General features: G+C 65.0%; 4 protein-coding genes. All 4 read right to left on the reverse strand.

What is annotated here, in order from left to right:
• Nucleotides 1-172: 172 nt before the first annotated feature.
• On the reverse strand, nucleotides 173-649 hold the full coding sequence (locus tag NKJ06_RS34440; RefSeq protein ID WP_352812375.1) for a UCP036055 family protein: 477 nt from the start codon (nucleotides 647-649) through the stop codon (nucleotides 173-175).
• A gap of 96 nt (nucleotides 650-745) precedes the next feature.
• Nucleotides 746-2,872, reverse strand: coding sequence for a ParB/RepB/Spo0J family partition protein (locus NKJ06_RS34445; protein ID WP_352812377.1), 2,127 nt, complete (start codon nucleotides 2,870-2,872; stop codon nucleotides 746-748).
• 174 nt (nucleotides 2,873-3,046) lie between these two features.
• Nucleotides 3,047-3,418 (reverse strand): DUF2958 domain-containing protein, encoded by a 372-nt coding sequence (locus NKJ06_RS34450; protein WP_352812379.1) that lies wholly within the window; start codon nucleotides 3,416-3,418, stop codon nucleotides 3,047-3,049.
• Nucleotides 3,415-4,386: an ArdC family protein gene (locus NKJ06_RS34455; protein ID WP_352812380.1), complete on the reverse strand. Its 972-nt coding sequence runs from the start codon at nucleotides 4,384-4,386 to the stop codon at nucleotides 3,415-3,417. Before NKJ06_RS34455 ends, NKJ06_RS34450 begins: the two co-directional genes overlap by 4 nt.
• Between the last annotated feature and the right edge of the window lie 218 nt (nucleotides 4,387-4,604).

Consider the following 4,604-nt stretch of genomic DNA (forward strand, 5'->3'; position numbering starts at 1 on the left):
CATCCAGCCAGTCTACACGGCAAGCGCCGCGATCCCAGCCGCCTAAAGGCGTGGGGTTTACTGATCCCCTATTGGGGACTCTAAAAAAACGGGCGGCCCGGCGTTCGTCTCCGAGCCCCGGCCGTGGCGGGTCGAGGTTGATGTCCATGCGTGCAGGTGTGATGTTTCGCGGTTACGCCGCCGCCCGCCCCTCGACGACATCGGCGCCGACTTCGTCGGCGGTGACGTCTTCAAGACGCGCATTGCGGTACCCGGTCTTGGCCAACCAGAGTACGGCCGCCTCCCGGCTCTCGGCGAGGTGCAACAACTCGTCGTGGTCGCCGATCTGCTGCAGGACCCGGACCATGCCGATACCGGGCTGCTCGACGATCTTGAAGCTGAGGTCGCTGTCGACCGAGTAGGTTCGCATGACCGTCACTAGGATGACGCCGCCGGAGGAGAAGTTCCCTTCGTTGAGCGTGATCGAGGCCGGTGCGCTGTAGGTCGGACGGTCGCGCGGCGATGCCTTGCGGACCAGACGGCCGAGGCCGTTGCGACGGCCCCAGTCGGCGAGCTTGCGGGTAAAGCGCGCGGGCGGTTTGGGGGTGCCGTCCGAGTACTGGATCAGCGAGCCGAGCGGGGCGTTGTCATAGACGATGTGGGCGGACATGGATGTCTCCTGAAACGAAAAGGCCCGACAGGGCGTCGGGCCATGAGGGTGAGGTGAAGGGGAACGGGGCGACCGGAGTCGCCCCGTCGATGGGTGCTATTCGGCAGCGTCAGCGTGTGCGATGACCTCATCGGCTGCCGCCGAGTCGTCTTCGTCATCGCCGGCGAGGAATTCGGGCAGGTCAGGTTCCTCGCCCGGCTGCGCGGGCGGTGCGTCATGATCGATCAGACGGAGCGGTTCGGGTAGCCAGCCACTATCGGCAAGGAGGCGTTCGGCCTCCTTGGCCATGTCGCCCTTCTTGAGGTGGTCGATGAGTTGAGCCGCCTGCTCGCCGGCACCTTCGCGCACGGCTTCGAGGATGCGGGACTTGGTGACCCGGCCGAGATAATTATCGACCGTCGGCCGCCAGCCCGCATCCACCATGTCGAGCCCGGTGGCGTGGGAGAGCCGGTCGGCTTCGCGGAAGCGCTGCTCCAGCCCGTGCTGGGAAACGCCGCTGCCATAGGGGTTAGGTCGCTCGAACAGCGCGTTGATCCCATAGCTGACGCAATGCGCCAGCAGTGTGTGCTGACTGGCTTCATCGAGACTGTCGAGCCAAGCCCACAGAGTCTGGTCGTCACCGAGCGGAATGTCGCCCTTCCACGCCTCATGGCGTTCGTCGATCGCCTTGGCCGCGGGGCTGTTTTTCAGCTCGGCGTCTTGCGTCGGCAAGTGGACATGTCGGACGAACGCCTCGAGGCAGCCGGTCGCGGAGCGATGACCGAAGGTGTCGAGGACGAGCCGATGCAACAGCGCCGTGATGGCCACATGCTGGTTCTCGGCCACGGCATTGCGCAGCGCCAACGCGCGATACGCGGTGAGCTCGATCACCAGGCGTTCGGGCAGCGGCTTGATGGCGTCGCCGTCATCCTCATCGGGCTCGGACATTTGCGCGCCGATGGTGATAATGGCGCGGCGAATCGAAGGATCGTCGCTGCCATCCTCGCTCCCGGTCACACCGCCGGGCTCGGCGGCGTCGCCGTCGACCGCTTCCGGCGCTTCGTCCTCGGGGCGCACATATCCGCGATCGACGACCAGGTCACCGTCACGGTCGATGCTGATGAAGGCACCGGCGCGGCCGATATCGGCGGGATCGTAGTTCATCGGGCGGCTCTCGAACGCCTCCAGCACAGACTCGATCTCGCCGAGACGTTGATCGACCGCGTCGGGGAGTTCGTCGGATTCGCCATACTCGGCTTCCAGCCGTTCGTACTCCGCGCGCAGGGCTTCGCGTTCCGCCCGCTCCGCGTCGGTCAGATCGACGGGGGTGCCGGCCAGTGCCCGCAGACCGTGATTATGGCCATAAGGCAGATCGACATCGACCACGATCCACTTCCAGCCCTCCGCCGCGATTTCGTCGGCGATCGACTTCAGCTTGTCGCGGACCAAGCGATCGAGCAGAGCCGGGTCCTGCAGCCAGCCGCCATTGTCGGCCTCGAACAGGTCACGCAGCACCACGCCGCCGGCGGCGACATAGGCCTCGACATCGACGAACAGCGCCCGGCGATCGCTCGCGCGCACCGTGGTCTCCGTCAGCAGGCGCCGGATCTGCTGCGGCTCCTTCGACCAGGAGTTTTCGAGCGCCTCCCAGACCTGCTCCTGACGGGCGTGATCGTCGGTCACGGTAAAGGCCATGAGCTGCTCGATCTGCATGCCCTCCTGCTCGTAGACCTCGTGCAGCTTGCGCGAAACTTTTGCGAGCCGCAGGCGCTGCTGGACAAAGGTAGCGGACACGAAGAAGCGTGCCGCAATCTCCTCGTGGCTCGCGCCCTGGTCGTGAAGGGTCTGGAAGGCGCGAAACATGTCGAGCGGATGTAAATCTTCGCGCTGAAAATTCTCGGCCAGCGAATCCTCCTCGATCGGGACCGCGCTGTGGGCGTCGCTGACGACGCAGGGAACTGGCTCGGTCTTGATCATGCGCTTCTGCTTGACCAGCAGTTCCAGCGCGCGATAGCGGCGCCCGCCAGCCGGCACCTCAAACATGCCGGTCTCGTTACCCTCGCCATCCAACACTGGCCGGACGTTGAGGCTCTGGAGCAGGCCGCGCCGTGCGATCGACGCGGCGAGGTCCTCTATCGTTTCCCCGCGCTTGATGCGCCGGACATTGGACTGGCTCAGCATCAGCTTGTCGAAGGGGATGTCACGTGAAGCGTTGAGGGTGATCTTCTGCTTGGGCGTAGCCATGTGGACTATCTCCGCGACGGGCGGCCGAGACTCTCTCGACCTCCAAACCCGTCAAAAGAGACGGGCGCAGCCCTCTCACTCTGAGGACTGCGCCGCACACCGAAGATCCGAAGGGGACAGGGCCGCAGACACGGCTTTGCGCATCTGCGGCTTTGCGGATTTCAAGTTGAGATCTCACGCGCCGTCTCGGCCAGACTGGGCGGCGTGGTAGAGGAGTCGTTCCGCGTCGCGAAGGCTTCCGGCCCGGCGGGAGGCCTCTGCCCAGACCGAAATCGGCAAGTCGGTGGCAAAGAGGATGTCGCGCTCGATGCCCATGCCGAAGGGCAGCCGGATCGACGTCATCTCAAGGAGCGAGAAGCTGCCCAGCTCGGGATAGCCGAGATCGGCGAGACCGAACATAGCGTCGCCATCGGCATCCAGCTCGGTCGCGAGCCAGGTTCCTTCGCCGAGCGGGTTGAAGAGCTTCACCACCGGCACGTGATCGGCGTTGCGTTCGCGGCCATTGGCGAGCAGGCGCTCGCGCTGTTCCTCGGTGAGGAGGATCATGCCGCCCTCCTGTCGATCTCGGCCTCATCGATCTCGGCGGAGCCGCCCTTGGCTCCGCTTCCAGGTTGCGGTAGCAAGGCAAGCAGCCAGTCGGCCGCCTTGCTGGCCTGGGAGGCGGCACGAACGATGGCGCGATTGTCTTCGCGCAGGACATCGAGCCAGGAGGCCAGGTAGTCGGCGTGGCGCACGGTTGGCATGATGCCAAGCGAGGCGCAGCAGAAGGCAGCGTTCATCTCGGCGATCAGTTCCTCGAAAGCATATCTCTTGGTGCCGAAGGCGCCGCCGAGGTCACGGCCGACGCGGGAGGGATGCCCTGTCGCATGGCCAAGCTCGTGCAGGGCGGTGCGGTGCCAGTCGATGGTCTCGAAATAGGCCTGCGGGGGCGGCACCCGCACGTAGTCCTGCGCCGGCACATAACAGGCTCTGCTGCCACCGATGCGGAAATCGATCCCTGTCGCCTTGATCAGTGCGTCGATGGCCGGCTCGATCAGCCCGGGCTCTGGTGCAGGCGGAGCCAGGGCCAGATCGTCCGGCAGATTTTCATATTGCGCGACGTTGAACAGAATGAAGCGCTTCAGAAACGGTATGGCCTTTGCAGCCTCGCCGGTTTCCCGCGCGCGGTTCTTCTCGTCGTCAGGGATGAAGCGGTCAGCATAGACGACAGTGGTCCCGTGTTCGCCCTGGCGGACATGGCCGCCCAACGATAGCGCCTGGCGGAAAGTCAGCCAGCCCTGAACGGGAAAGCCATGCTCGACGACCGCACCCCACAGGATCAGCACGTTGATCCCCGAGTAGGCGCGGCCGGTCGCGGCATTGGCCGGCATGGCGAGGGGGGCTTGCGCCGCCGCCGTGCCCCAAGGCTGCACCCAGGGAAAGCGCCCAGCTTCCAGCTCGGCGATGATCTTGTTGGTGATATCATCATAGAGGCTTGTCCGGTCGGCGCCGGCGCGAGCGTAATGTCTGGACATTGCGGTTCTCCGCGACGGGCGCCGGAGGCCTCTCCTCCAGCTCTCAACCCGTCACGGGAAACCGGTCCGTGCTCTCACTCTAGAGCGGGATGAATTTAGGTTGGGCATAGCCGGCCTCTGTGAAGTAATTTCGGCATTCGGTTGACGTGACCTCGCCGAGGATTTGGCCGATGGCGTCACAGACGGTTTCGACTGTTCGCTTGGCAGCCTTGCGCAGC

It is taken from the genome of Mesorhizobium sp. M0293, from assembly GCF_040321735.1.
Taxonomy (GTDB): Bacteria; Pseudomonadota; Alphaproteobacteria; order Rhizobiales; family Rhizobiaceae; genus Mesorhizobium.